25 protein-coding genes and 1 riboswitch are annotated in these 26,006 nt (G+C 65.5%); of the genes, 15 read left to right on the top strand and 10 right to left on the bottom strand.

What is annotated here, in order from left to right; all coding sequences use genetic code 11:
• Window positions 1-69 precede the first annotated feature (69 nt).
• Entirely contained in the window at window positions 70-1,272 is a 1,203-nt protein-coding gene (gene purT, locus EO156_RS09515; RefSeq protein WP_016850294.1) for a formate-dependent phosphoribosylglycinamide formyltransferase, read from the bottom strand.
• Window positions 1,273-1,396: 124 nt separating this feature from the next.
• Here purT and EO156_RS09510 point away from each other — a divergent pair, with 124 nt between their 5' ends.
• From EO156_RS09510 to EO156_RS09485, 5 genes are all read left to right on the top strand, one after another.
• Entirely contained in the window at window positions 1,397-2,266 is an 870-nt protein-coding gene (locus EO156_RS09510) for an SPFH domain-containing protein (RefSeq protein ID WP_003484350.1), read from the top strand.
• Window positions 2,267-2,423: 157 nt separating this feature from the next.
• Window positions 2,424-2,708: a hypothetical protein gene (locus EO156_RS09500; RefSeq protein WP_005920636.1), complete on the top strand. Its 285-nt coding sequence runs from the start codon at window positions 2,424-2,426 to the stop codon at window positions 2,706-2,708.
• On the top strand, window positions 2,705-2,884 hold the full coding sequence (locus EO156_RS09495; protein WP_016850295.1) for a hypothetical protein: 180 nt from the start codon (window positions 2,705-2,707) through the stop codon (window positions 2,882-2,884). The genes EO156_RS09500 and EO156_RS09495 overlap by 4 nt, the downstream gene beginning before the upstream one ends.
• Window positions 2,881-3,057, top strand: coding sequence for a DUF4177 domain-containing protein (locus EO156_RS09490; RefSeq protein WP_005915646.1), 177 nt, complete (start codon window positions 2,881-2,883; stop codon window positions 3,055-3,057). Before EO156_RS09495 ends, EO156_RS09490 begins: the two co-directional genes overlap by 4 nt.
• Window positions 3,058-3,336: 279 nt before the next feature.
• The gene (locus EO156_RS09485; protein WP_029828319.1) at window positions 3,337-4,134 is read left to right on the top strand and encodes a M15 family metallopeptidase; all 798 of its coding nucleotides are present in this window, start codon (window positions 3,337-3,339) and stop codon (window positions 4,132-4,134) included.
• Between the two features lie 75 nt (window positions 4,135-4,209).
• Here EO156_RS09485 and EO156_RS09480 read toward each other — a convergent pair whose 3' ends face one another.
• The 5 genes from EO156_RS09480 to EO156_RS09460 form a co-directional block, all read right to left on the bottom strand.
• The gene (locus tag EO156_RS09480; RefSeq protein WP_003484357.1) at window positions 4,210-4,884 is read right to left on the bottom strand and encodes a DNA-3-methyladenine glycosylase; all 675 of its coding nucleotides are present in this window, start codon (window positions 4,882-4,884) and stop codon (window positions 4,210-4,212) included.
• A gap of 2 nt (window positions 4,885-4,886) precedes the next feature.
• Window positions 4,887-5,258 (bottom strand): DUF423 domain-containing protein, encoded by a 372-nt coding sequence (locus tag EO156_RS09475; RefSeq protein ID WP_003484359.1) that lies wholly within the window; start codon window positions 5,256-5,258, stop codon window positions 4,887-4,889.
• 96 nt (window positions 5,259-5,354) lie between these two features.
• Entirely contained in the window at window positions 5,355-6,521 is a 1,167-nt protein-coding gene (locus tag EO156_RS09470) for an SRPBCC family protein (protein WP_005915640.1), read from the bottom strand.
• Window positions 6,522-6,852: 331 nt separating this feature from the next.
• Window positions 6,853-7,494: a response regulator transcription factor gene (locus EO156_RS09465; RefSeq protein ID WP_005915638.1), complete on the bottom strand. Its 642-nt coding sequence runs from the start codon at window positions 7,492-7,494 to the stop codon at window positions 6,853-6,855.
• A complete protein-coding gene (locus tag EO156_RS09460; protein ID WP_005915636.1) occupies window positions 7,494-8,690 on the bottom strand; it encodes a sensor histidine kinase in 1,197 nt (398 codons plus the stop codon). Before EO156_RS09460 ends, EO156_RS09465 begins: the two co-directional genes overlap by 1 nt.
• 238 nt (window positions 8,691-8,928) lie before the next feature.
• Here EO156_RS09460 and EO156_RS09450 point away from each other — a divergent pair, with 238 nt between their 5' ends.
• The 5 genes from EO156_RS09450 to EO156_RS09430 all read left to right on the top strand — a co-directional run bounded on the left by EO156_RS09450 (window position 8,929) and on the right by EO156_RS09430 (window position 11,939).
• Window positions 8,929-9,528 carry a GNAT family N-acetyltransferase gene (locus EO156_RS09450; protein WP_016850433.1) on the top strand — a complete coding sequence of 200 codons (600 nt, stop codon included), beginning with the start codon at window positions 8,929-8,931 and terminating at the stop codon, window positions 9,526-9,528.
• Between the two features lie 3 nt (window positions 9,529-9,531).
• On the top strand, window positions 9,532-10,275 hold the full coding sequence (minC, locus tag EO156_RS09445) for a septum site-determining protein MinC (protein ID WP_015472406.1): 744 nt from the start codon (window positions 9,532-9,534) through the stop codon (window positions 10,273-10,275).
• Window positions 10,276-10,310: 35 nt separating this feature from the next.
• Window positions 10,311-11,120: a septum site-determining protein MinD gene (minD, locus tag EO156_RS09440; protein ID WP_005930297.1), complete on the top strand. Its 810-nt coding sequence runs from the start codon at window positions 10,311-10,313 to the stop codon at window positions 11,118-11,120.
• Between the two features lie 2 nt (window positions 11,121-11,122).
• A complete protein-coding gene (gene minE / locus EO156_RS09435) occupies window positions 11,123-11,380 on the top strand; it encodes a cell division topological specificity factor MinE (RefSeq protein WP_003484370.1) in 258 nt (85 codons plus the stop codon).
• A gap of 67 nt (window positions 11,381-11,447) precedes the next feature.
• Window positions 11,448-11,939, top strand: coding sequence for a hypothetical protein (locus EO156_RS09430; protein WP_003484372.1), 492 nt, complete (start codon window positions 11,448-11,450; stop codon window positions 11,937-11,939).
• Between the two features lie 171 nt (window positions 11,940-12,110).
• On the opposite strand, the gene EO156_RS09425 is transcribed toward EO156_RS09430, so the two are convergent.
• Both EO156_RS09425 and EO156_RS09420 read right to left on the bottom strand, forming a co-directional pair.
• A complete protein-coding gene (locus EO156_RS09425; RefSeq protein WP_016849551.1) occupies window positions 12,111-13,427 on the bottom strand; it encodes a HAMP domain-containing sensor histidine kinase in 1,317 nt (438 codons plus the stop codon).
• The gene (locus EO156_RS09420; RefSeq protein WP_003484375.1) at window positions 13,393-14,109 is read right to left on the bottom strand and encodes a response regulator transcription factor; all 717 of its coding nucleotides are present in this window, start codon (window positions 14,107-14,109) and stop codon (window positions 13,393-13,395) included. The genes EO156_RS09425 and EO156_RS09420 overlap by 35 nt, the downstream gene beginning before the upstream one ends.
• Window positions 14,110-14,324: 215 nt before the next feature.
• Between EO156_RS09420 and EO156_RS09415 the strand changes: the two genes are divergently transcribed.
• The 4 genes from EO156_RS09415 (at window position 14,325) to EO156_RS09400 (ending at window position 20,721) form a co-directional block, all read left to right on the top strand.
• Window positions 14,325-16,058, top strand: coding sequence for a glycosyltransferase family 39 protein (locus tag EO156_RS09415; protein ID WP_016849552.1), 1,734 nt, complete (start codon window positions 14,325-14,327; stop codon window positions 16,056-16,058).
• Between the two features lie 99 nt (window positions 16,059-16,157).
• Complete coding sequence (locus tag EO156_RS09410; RefSeq protein ID WP_026006926.1) at window positions 16,158-16,922, top strand: phosphatase PAP2 family protein; 765 nt, start codon at window positions 16,158-16,160, stop codon at window positions 16,920-16,922.
• The gene (locus EO156_RS09405; RefSeq protein ID WP_016849554.1) at window positions 16,919-18,586 is read left to right on the top strand and encodes a phosphoethanolamine--lipid A transferase; all 1,668 of its coding nucleotides are present in this window, start codon (window positions 16,919-16,921) and stop codon (window positions 18,584-18,586) included. Before EO156_RS09410 ends, EO156_RS09405 begins: the two co-directional genes overlap by 4 nt.
• Before the next feature lie 116 nt (window positions 18,587-18,702).
• Window positions 18,703-20,721, top strand: a complete 2,019-nt coding sequence (locus EO156_RS09400) for a M2 family metallopeptidase (protein WP_016849555.1) — start codon at window positions 18,703-18,705, stop codon at window positions 20,719-20,721.
• A gap of 76 nt (window positions 20,722-20,797) precedes the next feature.
• On the opposite strand, the gene EO156_RS09395 is transcribed toward EO156_RS09400, so the two are convergent.
• Window positions 20,798-21,202 carry a hypothetical protein gene (locus EO156_RS09395; RefSeq protein ID WP_003484384.1) on the bottom strand — a complete coding sequence of 135 codons (405 nt, stop codon included), beginning with the start codon at window positions 21,200-21,202 and terminating at the stop codon, window positions 20,798-20,800.
• Window positions 21,203-21,218: 16 nt separating this feature from the next.
• Window positions 21,219-22,472, bottom strand: a complete 1,254-nt coding sequence (locus EO156_RS09390) for a multidrug effflux MFS transporter (protein WP_005915613.1) — start codon at window positions 22,470-22,472, stop codon at window positions 21,219-21,221.
• Between the two features lie 265 nt (window positions 22,473-22,737).
• Window positions 22,738-22,852: riboswitch (glycine riboswitch) on the top strand.
• Window positions 22,853-22,942: 90 nt separating this feature from the next.
• Between EO156_RS09390 and gcvP the strand changes: the two genes are divergently transcribed.
• Complete coding sequence (gene gcvP, locus EO156_RS09385) at window positions 22,943-25,885, top strand: aminomethyl-transferring glycine dehydrogenase (RefSeq protein WP_026006927.1); 2,943 nt, start codon at window positions 22,943-22,945, stop codon at window positions 25,883-25,885.
• The last annotated feature ends 121 nt before the right edge of the window (window positions 25,886-26,006 follow it).

Below are 26,006 nucleotides of genomic sequence, written 5' to 3'. Positions count from 1 at the left end.
AAATCCCGAGCGCCCCTGGCGCGTCGACGCAATGCAGCGATGCGCTGCACTGCGTCTGCCGTACGCCGCTCAGGCCTGCAGCTGGATCGTCAACGCCGCGGCGGCGACGCGCGCCTTCTCACGCGCAGCATCGACGCTGTCCGCGCGCGCCAGGGTGACGCCGACGCGGCGATGGCCGTCCACGCGGGGCTTGCCGAACAGGCGCAGTGCGGTGTCAGGGTCCCGCAGTGCTTCGGCCACGTTGTCGAACACCGGCACGCCATTGCCGTGCGCCAGCAACGCGCACGATGCCGAAGGGCCGGCCTGACGGATCACGCCGCCGTCCTGCGCGCCCACCGGCAGGCCGAGAATGGCGCGGGCATGCAGCGCGAATTCGCTCAGTTCCTGCGAGACCAGCGTGACCAGGCCGGTGTCGTGCGGGCGCGGCGAGACTTCGCTGAACCACACCTCGTCGCCCTTGACGAACAACTCCACACCGAACAGACCCCGGCCGCCGAGATCGTCGGTGATGGCCTTGGCGATCTGCTGCGAGCGGCGCAACGCAGCGGCCGACATCGGCTGCGGCTGCCAGCTTTCGCGGTAGTCGCCGTCCTGTTGCCAATGTCCGATGGGATCGCAGTACGAGGTGCCGCCGGCATGGCGCACGGTGAGCAAGGTAATTTCGTAATCGAAATCGATGAAGCCTTCGACGATGCAGCGACCGGCACCGGCACGTCCGCCGGTCTGCGCATACTCCCATGCCGCATCGATATCGGCCTCGCTGCGCAGGGTGCTCTGGCCCTTGCCCGAGGACGACATCACCGGCTTGACCACGCATGGCAAGCCCACCGCGGCAATTGCATCGCGATACTCCTCGACGGTATCGACAAAGCGATACGGCGAGGTCGGCAGGCCCAGCGTTTCGGCTGCCAGGCGGCGAATGCCTTCGCGGTCCATGGTCAGGCGCGCGGCACGCGCCGTCGGGATGACCTTCTGGCCTTGCTCGCGTTCCAGCGCCACCAGGGTTTCGGTATGGATCGCTTCGATCTCCGGCACGATCAGATGCGGCCGCTCATTGGCGATCAGCGTGCGCAACGCAATGGGGTCGAGCATGTCCAGCACGTGCGAGCGGTGCGTCACCTGCATCGCCGGTGCATTGGCATAGCGGTCGGCCGCGATCACTTCCACACCGAAACGCTGCAGCTCGATCGCCACTTCCTTGCCCAGTTCGCCCGAGCCCAACAACAGCACGCGGGTGGCGGAAGGCGATAACGGCGTGCCGAGAGTGGTCATGAGCGCGGTCCAGAGCGAGAGGGGCCGCCATTCTAACGGTTGCCCGCTCCCACTCCGACGAACGGCCATTGTTTAACCGATATCACATTGATATCTTTTTACCACTCCACAAGGACTCGCGCTCATGAAAGAGAAGCCGATCGGTTCGTTGCCCGGCATTCCTGTCGTCCTCGTCGCAGGCGCCGGCCTCCTCGGTGCCGCCTGGTACGTACTGACGATGATGGCCGGCACCAGCGTCACGCCAGGGGCGTTCATCGCCGCGGTGCTGGTCGTGGCGGCATGTATTTTCATGTTGGCCGGCCTGTATACGTTGGAGCCCAACCAGGCAGCGGTGCTGAGCCTGTTCGGCAAGTACGTCGGTACCGTCAAGGACGCTGGCCTGCGCTGGAATGTGCCGTTCTACGCCAAGCGTCGCGTCAGCCAGCGCGTACGCAATTTCGAAAGCGGACGACTCAAGGTCAACGAGCTGGATGGCAGCCCGATCGAAATCGCTGCGGTGATCGTATGGCAGGTGCTGGATGCCTCCGAAGCGGTCTACAACGTCGACGACTACGAGAGCTTCGTGCATATCCAGTCCGAAGCGGCGCTGCGCGCGATGGCGACCAGCTATCCGTACGACCAGCACGAAGACGGCCAGATCTCGCTGCGCAGCCATCCGGCCGAAATCAGCGAGCAGCTCAAGCGGCATCTGGACGAGCGCCTGACCCAGGCCGGCGTGGACGTGATCGAGGCGCGCATCAGCCACCTCGCCTACGCGCCGGAAATCGCCCAGGCGATGCTGCAGCGCCAGCAGGCCAATGCCGTGATTGCCGCACGCTCGCGCATCGTTGCCGGCGCAGTGGGGATGGTCGAAATGGCGCTGTCGGAGTTGCAGAAGAATGGCGTGGTGCAGCTGGACGAAGAGCGCAAGGCGCATATGGTCAGCAACCTGCTTACCGTGTTGTGCTCGGATCGCGGCACCCAACCGGTAGTCAACGCCGGTTCGTTGTACTGAGGGCAGCCAACAGGACGCCTGCTCTCACCGCCAGACGGGCGCAGCCACTGCTCGGCATCGGCATACGCCACTCGTACACTGCGCTTGTGGGCGCGCCCTCCACGTCCACCTGGCGACCACTCGCTTGCGTTGCGTCAGCCACTCCGAGATCGATCCGATGAATATCATGGTGCCCCTGGTGGTTGCGCTTTCCGGCTTGCCCGCGCTGGCCATCGCCGCGTCCATTGGCGCCGACGATGACGACCGCGCACGCGGGCTGGGCCTGCGCTGGGCGTTGATCAGCCTGGTGATTCTGGTCGGCGCCGCATGCCTGTACTGGGCTGGCGACAACCGCGCCGGCATCTATGCGGTGGTGATCGGCATGCTCGTCGGCGTCAACGCGTTGATCGTGTCGATGGTGATGCACCTGCGCCGTCATGGCGGCCGCAGAGACGGCAAATGAGCGAAAAAAAAGCCTACCCGCTGCGTATCAACGCCGATGTGTTGGCCGCCGTGCAGCGCTGGGCCGACGACGAATTGCGCAGCCTCAATGCGCAGATCGAATACGTGCTGCGTGATGCGTTACGCAAGGCTGGCCGGCTACCGAAGCCGCGAGACGATAAGGAGCGGGACACATGAGCAAGCGCTGGGAATACCTCACCCTCGAGGCCAAGACCAATCTGCTTCTGGGCCTTAAGCAAGAGGACCTGCAGGCCGAGCTGAGCAAGCAAGGCAAGCTGGGCTGGGAGCTGGTCAAAATCCTCACCATGCCGGGCACCAAGCCGCTGCTGATCTTCAAGCGGGAACTCTGACATGCGTGTGCGCCGCCGATTGCCGGCCGTTAGCCCGGGTGCGCCCGCGCCGCCCACCCGGGCGCCGACGCGCTCCACATCGGCCTGTTGCTGCTGATCGGGCTGGCCGGCACCGTCACGCATGCGCGGCGGCAAACTCCTGCTGCGCGAGATTTGCTGGAAATTCGCGCGATCTTGCTGACCCGACGCATTCTGATCGCCTGCATGCGCCTGGCCGCCGCTGGCATCCGCGGAGATGCACGGCTGGCCGCGCACCGCAGTTGGCCCTACCCTGTATGGATGCGCTCCGCTCCCACCGTGCTGCTCAACACCGAATGCATCGAACTGCTGCCAACAGCATTGCTGCGCGCGCGCAGCAATGCCGATGCACGGCTGCTCGCACAGGCGACCTGGCTACTGCGGCGCAAGTGCGACGGCCGCTACCTCGCCGTCGCCGCCACGCGCGGCCTGCATGCGCTGGTACCGCGACTGATGCACGAACCAGGCATCGACGCGGCGCTGGACCGCCTCGATGCCCTGCCCACCCGCGGGTCCACCGACAGCGCCACGCTACTGCCGCTGGGCGCCTTGCAGCAACGCCTTGCCCGCCTCGGCCTGGATGGAGAGGACTACGCACGCAGCACCAGGCTAGCGCTGCAGGCCGAACCGGCCACCCTGCACGCCGCTGGCCGCGACCGCTACCGGCGTCCGCTGTGGCTGAGCCGCGGCGCCGCGCGCGCCTGGCAGTCCCTGCGGCGCGCAGCCGCGCGCGACGGCGTGGTTCTCGATGCGATTTCCGGCTACCGCAGCCACGACTACCAACTGGGCATCTTCGAGCGCAAGTTCGCGCGCGGGCTCACCCTGGAGCAGATCCTGACGGTCAACGCAGCGCCGGGTTTCAGCGAACATCACAGCGGCGACGCACTGGATCTGGGCACACCGGGCGAGCCGCCGGCCGAAGAGTCCTTCGAAGCCACGCCTGCATTCGCCTGGTTGTGCAGCAACGCGCTCGCATTCGGCTACCGCCTGAGTTACCCACGCAACAACCCGCACGGCATCGTCTACGAACCGTGGCATTGGTGTTGGTCGGCGGGATGAGCCGGCCGAACTTCATGCGCCACGCAACCCGGCTGGACCCGACCGCCCGTCGCATCTGCCCCGCGTGCGAGCGTCCTACTCCTGCGAACGCGGTGTCGGCACCTTGGTCGCCACGCTGAAGTCGGCAATCTTCCACAGATAGAACGCGGCATAGGTGCGGTACGGGCCCCAGCGTTCACCGCGTACGGCCAGTTCCTTGGGGGTGGGCATCTGCTCCTGCTTGTCCACGCGCTGCGCCCCTTTGCGCACGCCCAGGTCGTCGATGGGCAGCAGATCCGGGCGGCCCAGGCGGAACATCAGCATCATTTCCACAGTCCAGCGGCCGATGCCGCGCACCGGCACCAGTGCCTGCACGATGGCTTCCTCGTCCATGAAGGCAAGCCTGCGCAGCGAGGGAATCTCGCCTTCGCTTTCGCGGCGTGCCAGATCGCGCAGGGCCAGCGCCTTGTTACCCGAAACGCCGCAGGCACGCAGCGCCGCATCGTCGATACGACCGAGGGTGTCCGCATGCAGACGCTGCGCGCCGATCGCCACTTCCACACGCGCCACGATGGTCGAAGCCGCCTTGCCGCTGAGTTGCTGAAACAGGATGGCGCGTGCCAGCGCATCCACCGGGTCGAAGGGTTTGTGCCACCCCGGTTGCGGGGCGATCGGGCCGATGCGCTTCATCCACGCACCCAGCGCGCGATCGCGCCGGGACACGTGCGCGAACGCAGCCTCCACATCGAATCCGCGGGCATGGCGCGGCATGCTCAGCGCCTCAACGCACCAATGGCCAGCACCACCCAGCCCAGCATCAGCCCAACTCCGCCGACCGGCGCCAGGGTGGTCGGCCACTGCAGCAACGCACCCCCGACCAGGCTGCCGGCAAACAGCAAGGTGCCGAGCAACAGCAGGTACAAGCCCGCCCGGCCCAGCGCGCGCGTTTCGGTGGCGCCCAGCACGGTGAGGACCGCGCCATGCCCGAACGCATACAACGACGCCACCTGCAGCCGCGACTGCATCACCGCATCGGCAACGCCGTGCGAGGCATAGGCCGATAGACCGACGGCAATGGCCGCCAGCAAACCGCCGCAGAAGGCCAGCAGCGAGGGATGTTTCTTGCGACGATCAAGCAAAGACATGCAGGCAACTTCCGTGACAGCGCCGGAGCGCAAAAAAAAACGCGCCGCAAGACTGCGGCGCGTTTTCGTCTGGATCAGCTCATCGTGGTGAGACGATTACTTGATGGCCCAGTAGACGTCGTACGTGCCGTCCTGGGTAAACGACTTGTCCACGCCACCCTTCCAGGATTCGTACGGACGATCGGTCACGTCCATGCCGCTGGTGGCAGCCCAGGCACGCAGCGAGTTACGCACTGCATCCAGGCCGGCCATATGGCCTGCGTAGGTCGCAAATGCCGAGCGGTGCGCCGGAACCCGCTGGTACTTCACCGGTGCTTCGGACGGGATGTTGAGCTTCAGCTCTTCGCCCGTTGCAGCCACCGGGGTTGCATCGGCGGGTGCCGCGGCAGCCGCGTCGTCCTTCTTGGCGTCGGCCTTGGCGTCGGTCTTCGGAGCACCACCAGCGCGCTTGCGCACCGGCTGCACCACGTCGAAGGCGTACTTGTCGGAAGCGAAGTCGGTGGTGACGATGCGCACTGGACCAACCGCCTCAAGGCCGTTGGAATCCATCACGCGCTTGATCCACTCCTGGTTGTCCTTGATCGACTTCTTGATCGTCTCGTTGTCACGATCGATGTTGCCCGCGGTGACGACCAACAGGTCCTCGGCCGGCACATCGACGATCTTGAGGTCGCTCAACACCGGCTTGCCGTCAAGCTCGGCGCGGTAGTCGAAGTTCGGCACGGTGGCCAGTGCGGTCGCCAGACGCGACAGACCCAACTTCAGGTCGTCGCCCACGTGGCGGCTGACGTACAGACCGGCATAGCGACCAAACAGGTTCCAGCCGTACTTGACGCTGTAATCCTGGGTGATCTTGACGTTCTTGTTGTTCTTGCCGGTCGGCACCAGGGTGAAATTGGTGACCTTGTCGTAGCCCTTGGTGGGATCTTCGATTGCGATCTCAACACGCTCGTTCTTGACGCTGTTGGTGATCTCCCAGCTGCCGTTGCCGATATAGCCCTCGTTGGAGCTGTATTCAACGCGTGCACCCTTGCCCTCTTCCGGGCCGGCCAGCTTCAGCTGGATCTTCGGGTCACGCAGCACAAGCGGGTTCCAATCCTTGAAACGACGGAAGCTGTTCACGGTGTCGTAAACAATCGTCATCCTGCGGTTGGTCTCAACACTCTCGGACATCTGCCGCTCCGAGGGCAACACCAAGCCCACCACGACAAACAAGCCAGCCACGATCCCCAAGGCGATCAGGAACTCGATAATACGGGTCATTCAGGAGGTCTCCGGGGCCGATCCCACGGCCGGGTTGAGTGAAGCGAAGCCACCATCCTAGCAGGCTTCGAGAAAGATGTTCAGTTGTGCGACGGGTAGCGCGGTCTTGCGGTGTCATTCACCGCGCAACGCGGCGCCTGGGGGATGCGCAATCCCAGCCTGCACAAGGGTTTGGGCGATTGCGCGCCGCTATCATGCACATCACGCGCTGCGTGCGTGTGATGTTGCGGCTGCCAGGCGGCATTGGGCCGCCCGTCTCACGGTCCGACCGACGCTGCAGCGGCCTGAATGCGAGTCCCGCCCCTGCTGCAGGCGGGCGCGGGCGCCGGGATCACACCAGCTGCAGCTCGAACGCTTTCAGCACCGCGCGGGTGCGGTCGCGTACGCCGAGCTTGGAGAGGATGTTGGAGACGTGATTCTTGATGGTGCCTTCGGCCACGCCCAGCGAGTTGGCGATTTCCTTGTTGGAAAACCCGCTCGCCATCAGCCGCAGGATCTCGGTCTCGCGGTCGGTGAGCGGATCGGGTCGGTCCAGGCTGACGAACTCGTTACGCATGTGCTCCAGGCCCGACAGCAGGCGCTGGGTCACCGCCGGCTGCACCAGCGAGCCGCCGTCGGCGACGGTGCGGATGGCGCCGACCAGTTGTTCCAGCGAGACGTCCTTGAGCAGATAGCCCTTGGCACCGGCCTTGAGCCCGGCCAGCACCAGTTGGTCGTCGTCGAAGGTGGTCAGGATGATCGTCGGCGGCAGGGCGCCGTTGCGCGAGAGCATCTGCAGCGCTTCCAGCCCGGACATCACCGGCATGCGCATGTCCATCAGCACCACGTCCGGCTGGATTTGCGGAATCTGCTCCACCGCCTGCTTGCCGTCGGAGGCCTCGGCCACCACCTCGATGCCGTCGTCCAGCGCCAACAGCGAGCGGATCCCCTGGCGCACCAGAGTTTGATCGTCGACCAGGCACACACGGATCATCACAACACTCCTTGGGTCACGGCCGCAGGCATCAGTGCCGGCGCGCCTGGAACGGCGATGCGCAGGCCGAAGCCGTCACCCCGCCGGGTTTGAATCTCAAGCTGCCCACCATACTGGTTCAGCCGCTCACGCATGCCGCGCAGCCCGTTGCCGGGCGCGACCGCATCGGCGCCGTGGCCGTCGTCGCGGGCGTCGATCAGCACCGTATCGGCATCGCGGCGCACCTGGATCCACAGGTTGCGCGCGCCGGCATGGCGCACCGCATTGGTGATGATTTCCTGGGTACAGCGCAGCAGCACGTGGGCGCGCTCGGGGTCGTCCAGGGTCAGCGGCTGGGCGATATCCAGGTGGATATCCAGCGACGGCACCTGGGTCACCAGCGGGCGCAGCGCCGCTTCCAGGTCGATCGCGCCGCTGTCGCGCAGATGGCTGACCGCCTCGCGCACATCGGTGAGCAACAGTTTGGCCAGCGTGTGCGCCTGGCGCACGTGCTCCTGGGCCTGGCCCTCGGTGATGTGGCCTGCCACTTCCAGGTTGAGACTGAGCGCAGTGAGGTGGTGGCCGAGCAGGTCGTGCAGCTCGCGCGAGATGCGGGTGCGCTCGTTGATGCGCGCGCTCTCGGCCAGCAGTGCGCGGGTGGCGCGCAGTTCGGCGTTGAGCCGGCGCTGCTCTTCGCGCGCATCGGTCTGCTGGCGGGCCACCAGGCTGGTGACGAAGATGAACATCGAAAAGCCGCCGTACAACAGCGACTGCATCAGCGCCGCGAACAGGGTGAAGTCCGGGCGCAGGTAGTAGAACACCGGCAGCACCGCCAGCTGGCTCAGCACCAGCCACAGCACGCCCACGCGCAGCGGCAGCAGCCACGGGATCACCCCCGCCGCCACCATCATCAAAATGCTGCCGAGCCCGGTTCCGCTCAGATAGCTCACCGCCAGCGCGCAGATGGTGAGCAGCAACAGGATCAGCCGGTCGTACCAGTGCGCGTGGCCGCCGCTGTTCAAGCCGCGGGTCAACCAGAAGTAGCTGGCGCCGAAGCCGATGAAGAATGCCGACATCATCACCGCCTCGGCCACGCTGCGGTGGTCGCCCTCTTCGGCCGGCGGCCAGTAGGTGTACACCAAGGGCATGACGATCATCGCCCAGGTGAACAGGCCGGCGAAGCGCAGGACGCGCGTATGACTGAGGTATCCCAACATGTCCGCATCTTAGGCGGAAGCGAGCGCGCTGCCCTCTTGCCGGAAGTCATGCATGCCGGCGCGCACGCACGGGTTGCGGATGTCGGGCCCGCACAGCGCCTATGCTGGCGCGCCATTGCACGCCGGCACCTGCCGCGCGCCGGCCGATCGCATGCGCTGGGTCGCCGCTTCAGGCCACGCATGTAATAATCCGACGCAGATCCGATTTCGGGTCGACGCGTTACCTCACGGAGTCCCAATGTCGATCGTCATCCGCGACGTGCGCGAGCACGAGCTCGATTCCGTCCTGGCCCTGAACAACAATGCCGGACTGGCGATCCTGCCGCTGGATTCAACCAAGCTGCAACGTTTCTACGAGCAGGCCGAGTATTTCCGCGTCGCCGAGCGCGACGGCAACCTGGCCGGGTTTCTGGTCGGTTTCGGAAGCGGCAGTGCGCACGACAGCAGCAATTTCGCCTGGTTCCGGGACCGTTACCCGGAATTCTTCTATATCGACCGCATCGTGGTCGCCAGCCGCCGCCGCGGCGGTGGCGTCGGGCGGGCGTTCTATGCCGATGTGCAGAGCTATACCGAGCTGCGCTACCCGCAGCTGGCGTGCGAGGTGTTTCTGGACCATGGCGCCGACGCGGCCTTGCTGTTCCATGGCAGTTTCGGCTTCCGCGAGGTTGGCCAGAACACCATGCCCGATGTGGACGTGCGCGCCAGCATGCTGATGAAAGACATGTGCAGCTATCGGTGGGTCAAAGAGACCTATGGCGGCAAGTTGCCCGAAGACTTGCCGTGGGTGGGCCGGCCGCGTCATGCCGCCACCGCCGCTAGCCCATCGACGGGGAGCTGAGTTGTGGCAAGTGTGAATGTGGATTTTGAACAGGCCGGCGAGCTGAAGATCGGCCAAGTAGGGATTGCCAACCTGCGCGTGCGCACCCTGGATGTGTCGCGGCTGGTGCAGGAAATGCGCGAGCGCGTGACCCGCGCGCCCAAGTTGTTCGGCCGTGCGGCGGTGATCCTGGATTTCGGCGGGCTGTCGCAGGTGCCGGACCTGGCCACGGCCAAGGCCCTGCTGGAAGGTCTGCGCGATGCCGGCGTGCTGCCGGTGGCGCTGGCCTACGGCACCAGCGAGATCGACCTGCTGTCCCAGCAGTTGGGCGTGCCGCTGCTGGCCAAATTTCGCGCGCAGTACGAGCCGACCGCGGTCAGCCCGCCACCGCCACCGCCGCCCGCACGTGCCGAACCGGCACCGCCGGCCGCGCGACCGGCTCCGGGCCGGATGCAGCGCACCGCGGTGCGTTCCGGTCAGCAGCTGTACGCGGAGAACTGCGACCTGACCGTACTCAGTACGGTCGGTGCCGGGGCCGAGGTCATCGCCGACGGCAGCATCCATATCTACGGTACCCTGCGTGGCCGCGCTCTGGCCGGCGCGCAGGGCAACCCCGACGCGCGCATCTTCTGCCGCGACTTCCACGCCGAACTGGTTGCCATCGCTGGCCACTACAAGGTGCTGGACGATGTTCCCATGGACCTGCGTGGCAAGGCCGTCCAGGTCTGGCTGGAGCAGGATCAGATCAAGATCGCTGCGCTTGATTGACGCGGCCCAACCACAGAAATATTCGGAGAAATCCTTTGGCTGAAATCATCGTAGTCACCTCCGGCAAGGGCGGCGTCGGCAAGACCACCACCAGCGCAAGCCTGGCTTGCGGGCTGGCCAAGCGCGGCAAGAAGGTGGCGGTCATCGACTTCGACGTCGGCTTGCGCAACCTGGACCTGATCATGGGCTGCGAGCGGCGCGTGGTGTACGACTTCGTCAATGTCGTGCACGGCGAAGCCACGCTCAAGCAGTCGCTGATCAAGGACAAGCGGTTCGAGAACCTGTACGTGCTGGCCGCCTCGCAGACCCGCGACAAGGACGCGCTGACTCAGGAAGGCGTGGAAAAGGTGCTCAAGGACCTGGCCGCCGACGGCTTCGACTACATCGTCTGCGATTCGCCGGCCGGTATCGAAAAAGGCGCGTTCCTGGCGATGTACTTCGCCGACCGCGCGGTGGTGGTGGTCAATCCGGAAGTGTCTTCGGTGCGCGACTCGGACCGCATCATCGGCCTGCTCGATTCCAAGACCCGCAAGGCCGAAGAAGGCAAGGCCGTGCCGGCGTTCCTGCTGCTGACCCGCTACAGCCCGGGCCGCGTGGAAGGCGGCGAGATGCTCAGCATCACCGATGTGGAAGAAGTGCTGGGCCTGAAGGCGATCGGCGTGATTCCCGAATCCGGCGACGTGCTCAACGCTTCCAACAAGGGCGAGCCGGTGATCCTGGATGCCGAATCCCCGGCCGGCCAGGCGTACGACGACGCAGTCGCCCGCATCATGGGCGAGGAGCGCCCGATGCGATTCACATCCGTGGAGAAGAAAGGCTTCTTCAGCAAGCTGTTCGGAGGGTAAGCATGGGCCTGCTCGATTTTCTCAAGAGCAAGAAGAACACCGCCGAGACGGCCAAGAACCGCCTGCAGATCATCATTGCGCAGGAGCGCAACCACCGCGGCGGGCCGGATTACCTGCCGCTGATGCAGCGCGAGTTGCTGGAAGTGATCAAGAAATACGTCAACATCGATGCCGATGCGGTCCGTGTGGATCTGGTCAAGGATGGCGAACACGACGTGCTGGATATTTCGGTCGCCCTACCGGAAGACGGCGACAAGTAGCGCCAACAACGGCACCGCGTTCGCACGGTGCCGTTGTTGCATGTGACCCGACCGCGAGCCATTGCGCGTGACCACTCCCACTGCCGCCATACCCACCGCTGCCGATGTTCTGCGCGTGGCCGATATCGGCCTGGACGCACCTGCCGCCCTGCTCGCGCGTTATGGCTTGCGCCTGCACCGCGTGGAATCGGACGCGGCGATTCCAGGCAGTTTCTGGGGCGAACCGGAAGCCGGCATCATCGGCTGCGATGTGTACGTGCGCGACGACACACCGGTGCATTCGCTTCTGCACGAAGCCGGGCATCTGATCGTGCTGCCTGCGGAAAAACGCGCTGCGGTGCATACCGACGCGACCGATTCGGTGGAAGAAGAAGACGCCACCTGTTACCTGCAGATCCTGCTGGCCGAGCAACTGCCTGGTGTGGGCAGCGCGCGCCTGATGGCGGACATGGACAGCTGGGGCTATACGTATCGGCTGGGCTCCACGCGCGCCTGGTTCGAGCAGGACGCGGAGAACGCGCGCAGCTGGCTGGACGCACGCGGCTTGTTGCCTGCCTGAGCTTGCGCGGCGCGTTCAAGCGGCGGCTCAACCGCAGCGAGCAGCGTCAGCAGCGAATAGGCATCAGGCCGGTGTGGCGCCTTCGCAGGACCCGCAGCGGGCGTGTGGCACCTGCAGTATCGAATAGCGGACGCACCGCCTGGCGTGAGTGCAGTCGGTTACGTGATCTCCTCAGGATTCCGTTGCCGTGGCGCCGGAGAGATCCAGCGTGGCCACCGTGCCCTGCCCGGCATTGGAATCCAGCTGCAGATGCCAGCCTAGGTGTTCGCACAAGCGTCCGATCAGTTCCAGCCCGATACCGCTCCCCTGGCGGACGTTGCCGCGCGCCAGGCGCGTGTAGATGGCGCTGATCTCTTCGGGCGTCATGCCATGGCCGGGGTCGGCAATGCAGACCACGCCGGGCGCCGACAGCGAGATGCGAATGATGCCGCGGTCGCTGTTTTCGATGGCGTTGCGCAGCAGGTTGCCGATGGCCGTCTGCACGATGGCGACCGGGGCGACCACGCTGCATGGCGGCAGCGGGGCCACGACCAGTTGCAGATCCTTGTCGGCGCACAGGTGCGTGTGGTCGGCCACGATGTCCGGCAGCAACTGATCCAGCCGCAACGCATCGCTGCTGCGCACCAGCCGGCCAGGATCTTTGGCCAGCACCAGCAGCAAGGTGATCAACTGCTCGACCGAGGTGCTGGTCTGCGCGATGCGCTGCAGCTGGTGGCGCACCGCCGGCGGCGTGCCGGGTTGGTCCAGCGCCAGCTCCACCGCATTGCCGATCACCGCGATGGGCGTGCGTAATTCATGGCTGGCGCTGTCGATGAAAGCCCGCTCACGGTCGACGAACTGGCTATTGCGCTCCAGATAATCGTTGAGCGCATCGGCAATCACGTACAGCTCGGCGCTGCCCTGTGGCCCGACCGCAATCTGCTGCGCGCGCTGCTCTGGACGCAACGCGCCGATGTCGCGCGCAAGTTCCACCAGCGGGCGCACCAGCCGCGCCATCGCATATGTGCCCATCAGCAAGGTGATGCCGATCAGCGCGATGCCAGCGGCCAGCATCCAGCGGGTCAGAAATTTTTCCAACGCTTCGAAATCGGTGATGTCCAGCACCAGGGCCAGGCGGCCGGCATGCGCGGTGTCGCGCACCATCACGGCACTCTGGCGGCCGGCGATCTCCAGACCGTCGTGCAAGCCGGGATGCAGGGTGCGCAAGACCGGCGGTGTGTGCGCGACGTCGTCGACCCGGTACAGCCGCAAGGTGTCCGAGTCCTGCCAGCGGTAATCCGGATCCTGCAGGCTGCGCTCGAGGATGCTGTCCAGTTCGGAATTCAGCAGCGAGCGCCACACGCCGTGTTCGGCACGTTCGTGCAGGTACTGCGCGGTGCCGAACACCGCCAGGGTCATCAACAGCGTGTAGCCGAACAACCACACCAGCACGCGGCGACCCAACGGGCGCTGTTTAGACATCGCTGCAGTCGCCAGCGCCAGGCGCATCGGCCGCATCCAGCTGCGCCAGCCGGTAGCCGAGCCGCGGCAAGGTATGGATCAGTTTTTGCGCGAACGGGCCGTCCACACTGCGGCGCAACTCGTAGATATGCGAGCGCAGCATGTCGCCGTCGGGCGGGTCGTCGCCCCACAACGATTGCTCCAGGCGTTGCCGCGTCACCGCGGCCGGGCTGGCCTGCATGAGCACTTCCAGCAACTTGCGGCAGGCCGGATACAGATGCAGCACCTGTCCGGCGCGTGTCGCTTCCAGGGTGGCCAGATCCAGGCGCAGGTCGGCCACTTGCAGCAGTTTGCCGCGGCGACGGCCGTGCGCACGCGCCAGCAGGGCTTCGATGCGCACCTCCAGCTCGGGCAACGCGAAGGGTTTGGTCAGGTAGTCGTCGGCGCCGGCGCGGAAACCGGCGATCTTGTCCGGCAGTTCGTCGCGTGCGGTGAGCATGATCACCGGCAGTTCGGACTGGTGCTGCTCACGCAGCCGGCGCAGCACTTCCGGTCCATCCATGCGCGGCATCATCCAGTCCAGGATCAGCGCGTCGTAATGCTGGGTGGTCGCCAGATGCAGGCCGGTGACGCCATCGGGCGCAGCGTCCAAGGTATGCCCGCGCGCTTCGAAATAGTCGAACAGGTTGGCAACCATATTGCGGTTGTCTTCAATGACCAGCAGCCGCATGAGCGGGTTTCCAGGACGGCCCGGCAGGCACGGTGTGCGCATCCTAACCGAGGCTGGCCAAACGCGACCGGTATCGCCGGTACGGCCTTCCAATCGGTTGCGCTCCAGCACCCGCGCACGGCGATGCCTGCGCTGCGATGCGCGATCACGCGGCTCGGCTCCGACAAATTTCCGACCCACTTGCCAGATAGTGTCTGCCCGCATTTACTCAGGGCGTGCGCGTGTCGCCTGCCATCGCTGCCTCCTCATCCCGCCAGCGCGCGCTGCTGGTGGCGTTGCTGTTGATCGTTGTCAGCCTGCTGGCCGGGCTGGGCATGCGCCAACCCAATCCGCCGGACGAGCCGCGCTTCGTGCTGGCCGCGCGCACCATGGTCGAGACCGGTCAGTGGCTGCTGCCGCACCGTGGCAGCGAGTTGTACGCAGAAAAACCACCGGTCTTCATGTGGCTGCAGGCGGCAACCTACGAACTGATACCGCACTGGCCGGTGGCCTTCCTGCTGCCGTCGCTGCTGGCTGCGCTGGCCACGTTGTGGCTGACCTGGGATATCGCGCGCCGGCTATGGACTCGGCGCGTGGCGGGCTATGCGGTGCTGGCCTTGTTCACGGTGCTGCAGTTCGGCCTGATGGCCAAGCGTGCGCAGATCGATATGGTGCTGGTGGCGCTGACCACACTGTCGTTGTGGGGAATGCTGCGGCACCTGCTGCGCGGGCCGGACTGGCGCGCCTGGATGCTGGGCCTGTTCGCTGCCGGGGTCGGGACGGTGACCAAGGGCGTCGGTTTTCTGCCGCTGCTGCTGTTGTTGCCGTGGATGGCGCTGCGGCGTACGCATTGGAGCGTGTTGCCGGCGCGCGCGCTGGCAGGACGCAGCTGGGGACTGGTGCTGCCGGCTTTCGTGGCCGGTACCGCGGTGTGGCTGGGGCCGCTGGGCATCGCGCTATGGCACAGCGACGACCCGCAGCTGCATGCCTACGCGCACGAGCTGTTGTTCAAGCAGACCGGCACGCGTTATGCGCACGCCTGGCATCACGTCAAACCGTTCTGGTACTACCTCCAGGTGATCGCCACCTTGTGGCTGCCCGGCTGCCTGTTGTTGCCGTGGCTACTGCCGGCCTGGTGGCGGCGACTGCGCCGCGGCGACCCACGCTATGTGCTGCTGCTGGCCTGGAGCGTGCTGGTGCTGCTGTTCTTCAGCGCCAGCCCGGGCAAGCGCGAGGTCTATATCTTCCCGATGCTGCCGGCGCTGTGCATTGCCGCGGCGCCGTTGCTGGCCGGGTTGTTGCGCCGGCGCGGCGTGCGAATGCTGCTGACCGGATATGTGCTGCTGCTTGCCGTTGCCGGGCTGGTGCTGGGTGGCGGCATTGCGCTGCATCTGCACTGGGCCGAAAACACTGCAGTGAAGCGCGGCATGGAGCTTGCCTCGCTGCAGTCGGTGGGTTTCTGGTTGATCGGCCTGGGCGTGGTCGGCCTGGCCGCGATTGCATGGTCGCGCGGTAAACGCGCGGGCGCCGCGCTGGTGGTAATGACCGCAACGCTATGGACGGTGTTCGGACTGGGGTTGATGCCGGCGCTGGATCCCTACAGTTCGTCCGCACGTCTGATGCAGCGCGTGGGCCAGCGCATCGGCGCGGACGCAGAGCTGGGCATGCTGGCCTGGCGCGAGCAGAACCTGCTGCAGGCCGATCGCCCGGTGACCGATTTCGGCTTCAAGGCGAGCTGGCAGGACCAGTGGGCCAAGGCCGGCCCATGGCTTGCGCAAGCGCCGCACACCCGCTGGCTGTTCGTGCTCAAGCAGGCGGTGCCGGCGTGTATCGATCCGGCCCAACGCATCGATATCGGCGAGTCCAATCGCAATCAATGGCAGTTGCTGCCGGGCACGGCATGGCATGCCGGTTGCATCGCCACCGCGTCCGATGCCGAACAAACCGGTAGCGAAGGCGATGCAGACTGAACGCTTGGTGTCGGGTTAACGGCCGAGCAACCCCGGTCCGACCGCTTTCCGACATCCGGGTTTCGAAGATGTCGGGCATTGACACAGGCCGCCATCTCGATGACAACGCTTCCCATCCGTGCGCCGACCATGGCGCATACCGCCAGCGGCATGCAGACGCACTTCCTTGTGCGCCATCTGTGGCTGCCCCTGGCCTGCGTTCTGTTGGCGAGCGCGCTGCTGATGGGCGCCGGTGGCGACCAATGGGTTGCCGATACGCTGTATCGGCTGGAAGGCGGGCACTGGCTACTCAAGGACCACTGGTTCACCAGTGGCGTGATCCACCGCGTGGGTAAATGGTTGAGCACGGCAGCCGGAGTCGGCGTGCTGGTGCTGGCCATTGTTGCGTGGTGCAGGCCACGCCTGAAGGTGTTGCGCTGGCCGCTGACCTACCTGGCCGCCTCTATCGCACTGTCGACCTCGCTGGTGTCGCTGCTCAAGTCGTGGACGGCGATGGATTGCCCGTGGGATCTGAGCCGCTATGGCGGTACGCAAGCGATGATCGGGCTATTCGAATCGCGCCACGGTATTGCCGCGTCAGGTTGCTTTCCCGCCGGCCATGCCAGTGCCGGCTATGCGTGGGTGGCGCTGTATTTTTGTGCGCTGGCGCTCCGTCCTGCATGGCGGTCTGCAGGTCTGTTCATAGGCTTGGCAGCAGGTCTCATTTTCGGTGTTGCGCAACAACTGCGCGGCGCGCATTTTCTCTCGCACGACCTATGGTCGCTGGCGGTGTGCTGGGTGAGCGCACTGGCGCTGTACTGCGTGATGCTGCAAAAGCCGCGTCGCGCGCTTGGATTGATGTTGCCCTTGGGGGATGCAGCATGAGTACCTGGTTGCCGGAACCGCGCAAGCGTAGTGGCCTGCGCGCGCTGACATGGAGTACGCGGCCGACGGTGTCGACCGAAGCGCTGGTGCTGCTGTCGAGCCTGTTTTTTGCGTTGGCGTGCAATCAGTTGTTCTGGCGCACGGCCATGGCCACGCATCCGGGCAGCATCGGGTTTGCGATCTCGTTGATGGCGCTGCTGGTGGCCGTGCATGCGCTGCTCCTGGGCGTTTTGGTCTGGCGCTGGAATGCAAAGCCGCTGCTGACGCTGTTGCTGTTCACCACCGCCCTGGCCGCGCACTACATGGACAGCTACAACGTCTATCTGGATGCGGACATGCTGCGCAACGTGCTGCATACCGATCACAAGGAATCGCGCGAGTTGCTCACGCCGGGCCTGATCCTGCCGCTGGTGTGCTATTTCCTGATTCCGACCGCATTGCTGTGGCGCACGCGTTTGCGCGCACGCAGCGTGGGCAAGACGGTGCTGGCGCGATCGGGTTTCCTGCTGGTGGTGGCGGTGGTCGGCGCTGCCGGCGCCATGCTCTCCTCGCAGGATATTTCGGCATTGATGCGCAATCACCGCGAAGTGCGTTATTTGGCCACGCCGATCAATTACATCGTGGCGTTGCGGCAAAACCTCAAATCCGAATCGCCGATCAAGCGCGCGCCCAAACAGCCGATCGAACACGACGCCACGGCAACACCGCGCGCGCCGGGTAGCCGCCCGCGCCTGTTGCTGGTGGTGCTGGGCGAAACCGCACGCGCGCAGAACTGGGGTCTCAACGGCTATGGCCGCCAGACCACGCCGGAGCTGGCGCAGGCAGGGGTGATCAATTTCCCCGACATGCATTCGTGCGGGACCAGCACCGAGGTCTCGGTGCCCTGCATGTTCTCCCCCTACGGCCGTCGCGATTACAACGAAGACATGATCCGTGGCCATCAGTCGTTCCTGCATGTACTGGAGCACGCTGGCATTTCGACGTTGTGGCGCGACAACCAGTCCGGCTGCAAGGGCGTGTGCGACGGGTTGGAGATCCAGAAGCTGGACGAAGCCACCACACCGGGCCTGTGCGCCGATGGCCGCTGCATGGACGAGATCCTGCTGAGCGATCTGGCTGCACAGGTGCGCGCAAAACCTGGCGACCGCGTGGTGGTGCTGCATCAACTGGGCAGCCATGGCCCGAGCTACTTCGAGCGGTACCCGGCGCAACTCGAACGCTTCAAACCGGTGTGCAAGACCGCGGATCTGGGCAGCTGCGGCCGCCAGGACATCGTCAACGCCTACGACAATTCGATCCTGTACACCGACCATTTCCTCAATCAGGCCATCCATGCGCTGCGCGGCCTGCCGGACTACGACACAGCGATGATCTATCTCTCCGATCATGGCGAATCGCTCGGTGAAAAAGGCCTGTACCTGCACGGCGTCCCGTACGCCATCGCGCCCAAGGAGCAGACCCATGTGCCGATGGTGATGTGGTTCTCGCCCGAGTTCGCGCGCGATCGCGGCCTGGATGAAGCCTGCCTGCGCCACCGTGCAGGGCAATACACCGATCAGGATGCGCTGTTCCCATCCGTGCTTGGGTTGATGCAGGTCAAGACCAGCGTCTATGTGCCCGAGCGCGACCTGTTCGCCAAATGCACCGGCACCACGCTGCGCTGATCGCCAACGCCTGCCCCTGCCCCTGCCCGCCCCATCGCATGCGTGGCGGGCGCTGCCCCTTGCCCTGAAACCCGGCGCGCTCTAGCCTTCGCCGGACTTCACTGCAAGGACCACCCGTGAATCCTCGTTTGCTGTTGCTGGCATTGGCTGTGGCTGCCGGCACCCTGAGCTTGTCGGCCTGCCGCCGGGATGCGGCACCACCGGACAAACCTGTCGCGACCAAGACCGCGCCGGCCGAAAGCGCCGACCAGTTCGTTGCGCGCATCAGCGCCGAATACAAGGCGGCCTATCCGGAAACCACGGCTGCGCAGTGGCTGTCGTCGACCTATATCAACGGCGATTCGCAGTTGCTGGCGGCCAAGGCCAACGAACGCTCGCTGGCGCAGCTGGATCGGTGGATCGAACAATCCAGGCAGTACGCCGGCACACCGATGTCGGCCGACAGTGCGCGTGCGCTGCAGTTGCTCAAATTGATGAGCGCCCTGCCCGCACCGCGCGACCCGGCCAAGCTGGCCGAACTCACCCGCATCGCCGCCAAGATGGAAGGCGATTACGGCGCCGGCAGCTATTGCGTGGGCGAAGGCGAGCAGCGCCGCTGCCGCCAGCTGGGCGAGTTGGAGCAAGTGCTGGCCAGCAGCCGCGACTACAACGAGCAACTCGACGCATGGCAGGGCTGGCACAGCACTGCGCAACCCATGCGCAAGGACTACCAACGCTTCGTCGAGCTGGCCAATGAGGGCGCACGCGGGCTGGGTTTCGCCGACGTCGGGGTGCTATGGCGCAGCGGCTACGACATGCCGCCGGCGCAACTGGCCAGCGAAACCGACCGCCTATGGGAACAGGTCAAACCGTTGTATGCGCAGTTGCAGTGCTATGCGCGCGGCAAACTCGACACGCAATACGGCAAAGACAAGGGCGAGGTCGCCGGCGGCCTGTTGCCGGCACATCTGATGGGCAATATGTGGCAGCAGGACTGGAGCAATCTGTGGGATCTGCTGCAGCCCTACCCGGGGGCCGGCGATCTGGACATCACCTCCGCGCTGGAAAAGCAGTACCAGGGCAACCTCACCGCAGTGCTGGCACGCAACACCGGTGGCGATGGTGGCGCGGCCGCACGCTTCAACGCCGAACGCGAAGCGCAGCTGCGCACCGCCAAGCAGATGACCGAACGCGCGCAGGATTTCTACACATCGTTGGGCATGCCCAAGCTGCCGGACACCTATTGGCAGCGCTCGCAGTTCATCAAGCCGCTGGACCGCGACGTGGTGTGCCACGCCAGCGCCTGGGACATGAACATGGGCGGCGAGGCGAGCCAGAACATCGGCGCGGATGTGCGCACCAAGATGTGCATCAAACCGACCGAAGAAGACTTCACCACCATCTACCACGAGCTGGGCCACATCTATTACGACCTGGCCTACAACCCGTTACCGCCGCTGTTCCAGAACGGCGCCAACGATGGCTTCCACGAAGCGATCGGCGACACCATCGTGCTGGCGATGACGCCCAAATACCTGCAATCGATCGGCATGGTGGGCGAGCAACAGACCGGCCGCGAGTCGTTGATCAATTCGCAGATGCGCATGGCGCTGAGCAAGGTGGCGTTCCTACCGTTCGGTTTGATGATCGACCGCTGGCGCTGGGGCGTGTTCGACGGCTCCATCACGCCCGAACATTACAACCAGGCCTGGTGGGAACTCAAAGCCAAGTACCAGGGCGTGGCGCCGGTCAGCGCGCGCGGCGAAGAATTCTTCGACCCTGGCGCCAAGTACCACGTGCCGGGCAACACGCCGTACACGCGTTATTTTCTGGCGCATATCCTGCAATTCCAGTTCTACAAAGGCCTGTGCCAGGCCGCCGGCCATCAGGGGCCGCTGTACGAGTGCAGCTTCTACGGCAACAAGGACGCCGGGCAGAAGTACTGGTCGATGCTGCAGCGTGGTTCCAGCCAACCCTGGCAAACCACACTCAAGGAACTGACCGGCAACGACAAACTCGATGCCGGCCCGATGCTGGAATACTTCGCGCCGATGAGCGACTGGCTGAAGCAGCAGAATCAAGGGCAGATGTGCGGGTGGCAGGCAACGGCTGCCGCTCCGGTTACAACGAAAACTGCGCCTGCTGCAGCTCGTTGACACACATTGCCTTGTCATTGCCGGATCGCGGCAATGACATGACGCCTTGTCGCTGAACGCGCTTCTGCGAGCAGGCTCAATTGAGCTTGGTGCCGCCCTGCAACCGCTCGCTCAACCTGGTCTTGAACTGCTCGAACTCCATGCCGTCGGCACGGGCCTCCGCATGCGCGGCATCCTTGAGCGCATCCGAATAGGTCAGCCGCACCGGGGTGCCCTGGCGTTCGTGCAACTCGGCCGCACGCATGATCAGCGCCAGCACCTGGGCGGCGCTGGTGCTTTCGCCGGCGATGCGGCCGTCCATGCCCAGCACCCATTCGCCGTCGCGGCGGACGATGCCGGCCAAGAGGGTGCGTTGCTGGTCGCGGAGTTCGGCATGCGGTTCGATCGGGGACACCGGCGCTGGATTGGCGGCGGCCTGGTTGCGCTGGCGCTCGGCGGCGCGCTTGCGGGCATCACGGCGCAACTTGGAATCGGTGGACATGCAGGCTCCTGTGAGGTCAGAGGTGGTCGGCCGGCTCCAGAGGCACTGCCTCGGTGGCCTGGCGGTGCCGTAGACGGCGGCCGCTGCGGCGCTCCCAGCGCCAGAATAGCCAGCCCAGCAAGAAAAAACCGGTCATGCCGATCGCCAGATGCCGCGGATGTTCACTCAGCAGCGGCGACAGCACCCCGGCCACCACCGTATTGGTCATCAACTGGGTGAAGGCCTGCAGCGAAGACGCCAGGCCGCGCTGCTGCGGGTACATGTCCAGCACCGCCAGCGCCAGGATCGGGAAGATCAGCGCCATGCCCACGCCGGCCAGGAAGATCGGCAGCACCGCCCACGGCAGCGCGATCTGCGTCACCGCAAAGGTATAGGCCAGATTGACCAGCGCCGCCACCCCGCAGCAAACGAAGCCGATGCGGATCTGCCGCACCGGCTGCATGCGCCCGGCCATGCGCCCGGACAGGAACGAGCCCAGCGTCATGCCACCGATAGTGGGAATGAACAGCCAGGCGAAATCGCCTTCGCCCAGCTTCAGGTGCTGCATGATCAGCACCGGCGCCGAGGCGATGTACAGGAAGATGCCGGCGAAGTTGAACGACCCGGCCGCGGCCAGGCGCTGGAAGCGCGGGTTGAAGCCGATGCGCACGTAATCCTGCAACAGGCGCCTGAACTGCAGCGGCGTACGCGCCTCAACCGGATGGGTCTCCGGCAGCCAGGTCAGAGTTGCGATGAGCAGCACCAGACCGAACACCACCAGAAACCAGAAGATCAACGGCCAGCCGCCGCCACTGAGCAGGATCCAGCCGCCGATGATCGGCGCGATGGCCGGCGCAATCCCGAAGATCATCGATACCTGGCTCATCAGCCGCTGCGCGTCCGGACCATGGAACAGGTCGCGGATCACCGCCCGCCCGACGATCATGCCCACGCCGGCCGACAGGCCCTGCAGCGCGCGGAATGCCAGCAGCGTGGGCAAGTCTTGCGACAGTGCACATCCGATCGAGCCGGCGATAAACAAAGCCAGCCCGCCCAGGATCACCCGCTTGCGGCCCCAGGCGTCGGACAATGGCCCGTGCGCGATGCTCATCAGGCCATACGCCAGCAGATAGACGCTGATGGTCTGCTGGATCGCCACCTGGTCCACCGCCAGGCTGCGGCTAAGCTGCGAGAACGCCGGGAAGATGGTGTCGATCGAAAACGGGCCGAACATCGCCAGCCCGGCCAGCAGCAGCGCCATGCGACGGGTGGAAGGCGTGGTGGGGGGCATTCAGGGGTCCGCGGCGGTAGTGCATGGAGTGCGCGCCGGCGTCCGCTTGTTGCGGCACCGGCATGCGCACACGGCCGCCGATGATAGGCGCTTGCGCCGGCAAGGTTAAGCAAACCCAAGTGCAGCCGGCAGGCAGACTAGTGCGCGCGGGCGCGCCGGGCAACCTGCAGCCACGCTATAATCGGCCCGCAACACGGTGGGAGAAGCGGCACTGCCGCTGCCGAAGGCGCAACAGCCCGTAATCGCTCAGGCCCGATACCATCCGCAGTACAACTCTGGAGAGACCGGCCGATGCCGGCGCCGAAGGGGCACGAAACGCAGGCAGGCCACGCGCCAGGCCGCGTTTTTAAACTCTCAGGCAAAAGGACAGAGGGGCGCGAGGAAGACCGCTGCTGCGGCAGGTCGTGGTGCGCGCATGCGCGTCATACCGGCCGTGGTGCGGGTCGACCATTCGTCTGCCCCTACCCCGGATGCCCGCCATGTCCCAGACCCCGTCTTCCCTGCGCGACCTCGAACACCACAGCGCGTTCGTCGAGCGCCATATCGGCCCCAACGACGCGGAAATCGCCCAGATGCTGGACGTGGTCGGCCACGCTTCGCTGGATGCGCTGACCGATGCCATCGTGCCGGGCAACATCAAGTCGCCGGCGCCGCTGGCGCTGCCCGAGGCGATCACCGAAGAAGAAGCGCTGGCCAAGATCCGCGCCATCGCCAGCAAGAATCAGGTGCAGCGTAATTTTATCGGCCAGGGCTATTACGGCACCCACACGCCGAAGGTCATCCTGCGCAACATCCTGGAAAACCCCGCCTGGTACACCGCCTACACGCCATACCAGGCTGAGATTTCGCAAGGCCGCATGGAAGCGCTGATCAACTTCCAGACCCTGTGCGCCGACCTCACCGGCATGCAGATCGCCAACGCCTCGCTGCTGGACGAAGCCACCGCCGCGGCCGAGGCGATGACCCTGGCCAAGCGTTCGGCCAAGTCCAAGTCCAACACGTTCTTCGTGCACGACGCAGTGCATCCCCAGACGCTGGAACTGCTGCGCACGCGCGCCGAGCCGCTGGACATCGTGCTGCGTGTCGGCACGCCGGAAGAAGCGCTGCAGGCCGAGTGCTTCGGGGTGCTGCTGCAGTACCCGGACAGCTTCGGTCATATCGGCGATCACGCTGCACTGGCCGATGCCGTGCACGCGCAAGGCGGCCTGGTCGCGGTGGCCACCGATCTGCTGGCGCTGACCCTGATCGCCGCTCCGGGCGAATGGGGCGCGGACATCGTGGTCGGCAACTCGCAGCGCTTCGGCGTGCCGTTCGGCTTTGGCGGCCCGCATGCAGCGTTCATGGCGTGCCGCGATGCCTACAAGCGCTCGATGCCCGGCCGTTTGATCGGCGTGTCGATCGATGCCGCCGGCAACCCGGCGTATCGCTTGACCCTGCAGACCCGCGAGCAACATATCCGCCGCGAAAAGGCCACCTCCAACATCTGCACCGCGCAGGTGCTGCTGGCGGTGATGGCGTCGATGTATGCGGTCTACCACGGCCCCGACGGCCTGGTGCGCATCGCGCGCCGCACCCATCGTCTGGCGGCGATCCTGGCGGCGGCACTGCGCAGCGCTGGCGTTTCCGTCGGCGATCGCTTCTTCGACACCTTGCACGTCAAGGCGATCGATGCCGATGCCATCCACGCCCGTGCGCGCGCGGCTGGCATCAACCTGCGCGCCATCGACAGCGAGGCGGTGGGCATCAGCCTGGACGAAACCACCACGCGCGCCGATGTGGTTGCGCTGGCGCAGCTGTTCGGTGCCACGGCCGATGTGGACGCGCTGGATGCGGCCACGGCCGATGCGCTGCCGCAAGGCCTGCTGCGCACCACCCCGTTCCTGACCCACCCGGTCTTCAACACCCACCACAGCGAGCACGAACTGCTGCGCTACATGCGCTCGCTGGCCGACAAGGACCTGGCGATGGATCGCACCATGATCCCGCTGGGCAGCTGCACCATGAAGCTCAACGCCACCGCCGAGATGATCCCGGTGACCTGGCCGGAATTCGGCGCCATCCATCCGCTCGCTCCGGCCGAGCAGTCCGCCGGCTACGCGCAGTTGATCGACGAACTCGAAGCGATGCTGGTCGAATGCACCGGCTACGATGCGGTGAGCCTGCAACCCAATTCTGGCGCGCAAGGCGAATACGCCGGCCTGCTGGCGATCCGCGCCTATCACCGTTCGCGCGGGCAAGCGCATCGCGATATCTGCCTGATTCCCGAATCGGCGCACGGCACCAACCCGGCTTCGGCGCAGATGTGCGGCATGACCGTGGTGGTGACCAAGTGCGATGCCAACGGCAATGTGGACGTGGATGACATCCGCGCCAAGGCGGAAAAATATTCCGACCGCCTGGCGGCGCTGATGATCACCTACCCGTCCACCCACGGCGTGTTCGAAGAAGACGTGGTGGCGATCTGCGAAGCGGTGCATGCGCATGGCGGCCAGGTCTACACCGACGGCGCCAACATGAATGCCCTGGTCGGCGTCGCCAAGCCCGGCAAGTGGGGCTCGGACGTGTCGCACCTCAACCTGCACAAGACCTTCTGCATTCCGCACGGCGGTGGCGGCCCGGGCGTGGGCCCGTGCGCGGTGAAGTCGCACCTGGCGCCGTACCTGCCTCGTGCCGGCATCCATGCCGGCGAAGGTCAAACTGCCGCCATCCATGGCGGCGGATTCAACTCCGAAAGCGGGAATGGACACTCCTCGCGCATCGGCGGCATGGTCAGCGCCGCGGCCTACGGTTCTGCCTCGATCCTGCCGATCAGCTGGATGTACGTGACCATGATGGGCAGCGCCGGCCTGCGCAAGGCCACGCAAGTGGCCTTGCTCAACGCCAACTACATCGCCAAGCGCCTGGCGCCGCACTACAAGACGCTTTACACCGGCCGCAATGGGCTGGTGGCGCACGAGTGCATCCTCGACGTGCGCCCGCTGGAGAAGACCAGCGGCATCGGCGCCGAAGACATCGCCAAGCGGCTGATCGACTTCGGCTTCCATGCACCGACGTTGAGCTTCCCGGTCGCCGGCACGCTGATGGTGGAACCGACCGAAAGCGAATCGCAGCACGAACTGGACCGCTTCATCGACGCGATGATCCAGATCCGCGAGGAGATCCGCGCCATCGAAGACGGCCGCCTGGACCGCGAAGACAACCCGCTCAAGCACGCGCCGCATACCGCAACGCAGGTGTCGGCCAGCGAGTGGACGCATGCCTACCCGCGCGAGCTGGCCGCGTTCCCGCTGCCCAGCCTCAAGCAGCAGAAGTACTGGCCGCCGGTGGCACGCGTGGACAACGTCTACGGCGACAAGAACGTGATGTGCGCCTGCATCCCGGTGGATGCGTACAAGGAAGACGCCGAGGCCTGATCGCCGCCCCCGCGACGGTTAACGAAACCCAGCCGGTAACACGGCTGGGTTTTTTGTTGCGCCAGGTGTGGATGCCAATGCGCGATGCACATCCCAGCGCACTGGCCGGCCGTTTTCCTGG

The sequence above is a fragment of the Xanthomonas sp. DAR33341 genome (assembly GCF_003992815.1).
Taxonomy (GTDB): Bacteria; Pseudomonadota; Gammaproteobacteria; order Xanthomonadales; family Xanthomonadaceae; genus Xanthomonas; species Xanthomonas cissicola.
The sequence above is the reverse complement of the archived record's forward strand: the minus strand, read 5'-3'. Positions and strand labels throughout refer to the sequence as shown.

What these genes read in the sequence shown, in the direction of transcription:
- purT (WP_016850294.1), bottom strand. Translation starts at nt 1,272, where the DNA reads ATGACCACTCTCGGCACGCCGTTATCGCCTTCCGCCACCCGCGTGCTG.
- EO156_RS09510 (WP_003484350.1), top strand. Translation starts at nt 1,397, where the DNA reads ATGAAAGAGAAGCCGATCGGTTCGTTGCCCGGCATTCCTGTCGTCCTC.
- EO156_RS09500 (WP_005920636.1), top strand. Translation starts at nt 2,424, where the DNA reads ATGAATATCATGGTGCCCCTGGTGGTTGCGCTTTCCGGCTTGCCCGCG.
- EO156_RS09495 (WP_016850295.1), top strand. Translation starts at nt 2,705, where the DNA reads ATGAGCGAAAAAAAAGCCTACCCGCTGCGTATCAACGCCGATGTGTTG.
- EO156_RS09490 (WP_005915646.1), top strand. Translation starts at nt 2,881, where the DNA reads ATGAGCAAGCGCTGGGAATACCTCACCCTCGAGGCCAAGACCAATCTG.
- EO156_RS09485 (WP_029828319.1), top strand. Translation starts at nt 3,337, where the DNA reads ATGCGCTCCGCTCCCACCGTGCTGCTCAACACCGAATGCATCGAACTG.
- EO156_RS09480 (WP_003484357.1), bottom strand. Translation starts at nt 4,884, where the DNA reads ATGCCGCGCCATGCCCGCGGATTCGATGTGGAGGCTGCGTTCGCGCAC.
- EO156_RS09475 (WP_003484359.1), bottom strand. Translation starts at nt 5,258, where the DNA reads ATGTCTTTGCTTGATCGTCGCAAGAAACATCCCTCGCTGCTGGCCTTC.
- EO156_RS09470 (WP_005915640.1), bottom strand. Translation starts at nt 6,521, where the DNA reads ATGACCCGTATTATCGAGTTCCTGATCGCCTTGGGGATCGTGGCTGGC.
- EO156_RS09465 (WP_005915638.1), bottom strand. Translation starts at nt 7,494, where the DNA reads ATGATCCGTGTGTGCCTGGTCGACGATCAAACTCTGGTGCGCCAGGGG.
- EO156_RS09460 (WP_005915636.1), bottom strand. Translation starts at nt 8,690, where the DNA reads ATGTTGGGATACCTCAGTCATACGCGCGTCCTGCGCTTCGCCGGCCTG.
- EO156_RS09450 (WP_016850433.1), top strand. Translation starts at nt 8,929, where the DNA reads ATGTCGATCGTCATCCGCGACGTGCGCGAGCACGAGCTCGATTCCGTC.
- minE (WP_003484370.1), top strand. Translation starts at nt 11,123, where the DNA reads ATGGGCCTGCTCGATTTTCTCAAGAGCAAGAAGAACACCGCCGAGACG.
- EO156_RS09425 (WP_016849551.1), bottom strand. Translation starts at nt 13,427, where the DNA reads ATGCGCCTGGCGCTGGCGACTGCAGCGATGTCTAAACAGCGCCCGTTG.
- EO156_RS09420 (WP_003484375.1), bottom strand. Translation starts at nt 14,109, where the DNA reads ATGCGGCTGCTGGTCATTGAAGACAACCGCAATATGGTTGCCAACCTG.
- EO156_RS09410 (WP_026006926.1), top strand. Translation starts at nt 16,158, where the DNA reads ATGACAACGCTTCCCATCCGTGCGCCGACCATGGCGCATACCGCCAGC.
- EO156_RS09405 (WP_016849554.1), top strand. Translation starts at nt 16,919, where the DNA reads ATGAGTACCTGGTTGCCGGAACCGCGCAAGCGTAGTGGCCTGCGCGCG.
- EO156_RS09395 (WP_003484384.1), bottom strand. Translation starts at nt 21,202, where the DNA reads ATGTCCACCGATTCCAAGTTGCGCCGTGATGCCCGCAAGCGCGCCGCC.
- EO156_RS09390 (WP_005915613.1), bottom strand. Translation starts at nt 22,472, where the DNA reads ATGCCCCCCACCACGCCTTCCACCCGTCGCATGGCGCTGCTGCTGGCC.
- gcvP (WP_026006927.1), top strand. Translation starts at nt 22,943, where the DNA reads ATGCCCGCCATGTCCCAGACCCCGTCTTCCCTGCGCGACCTCGAACAC.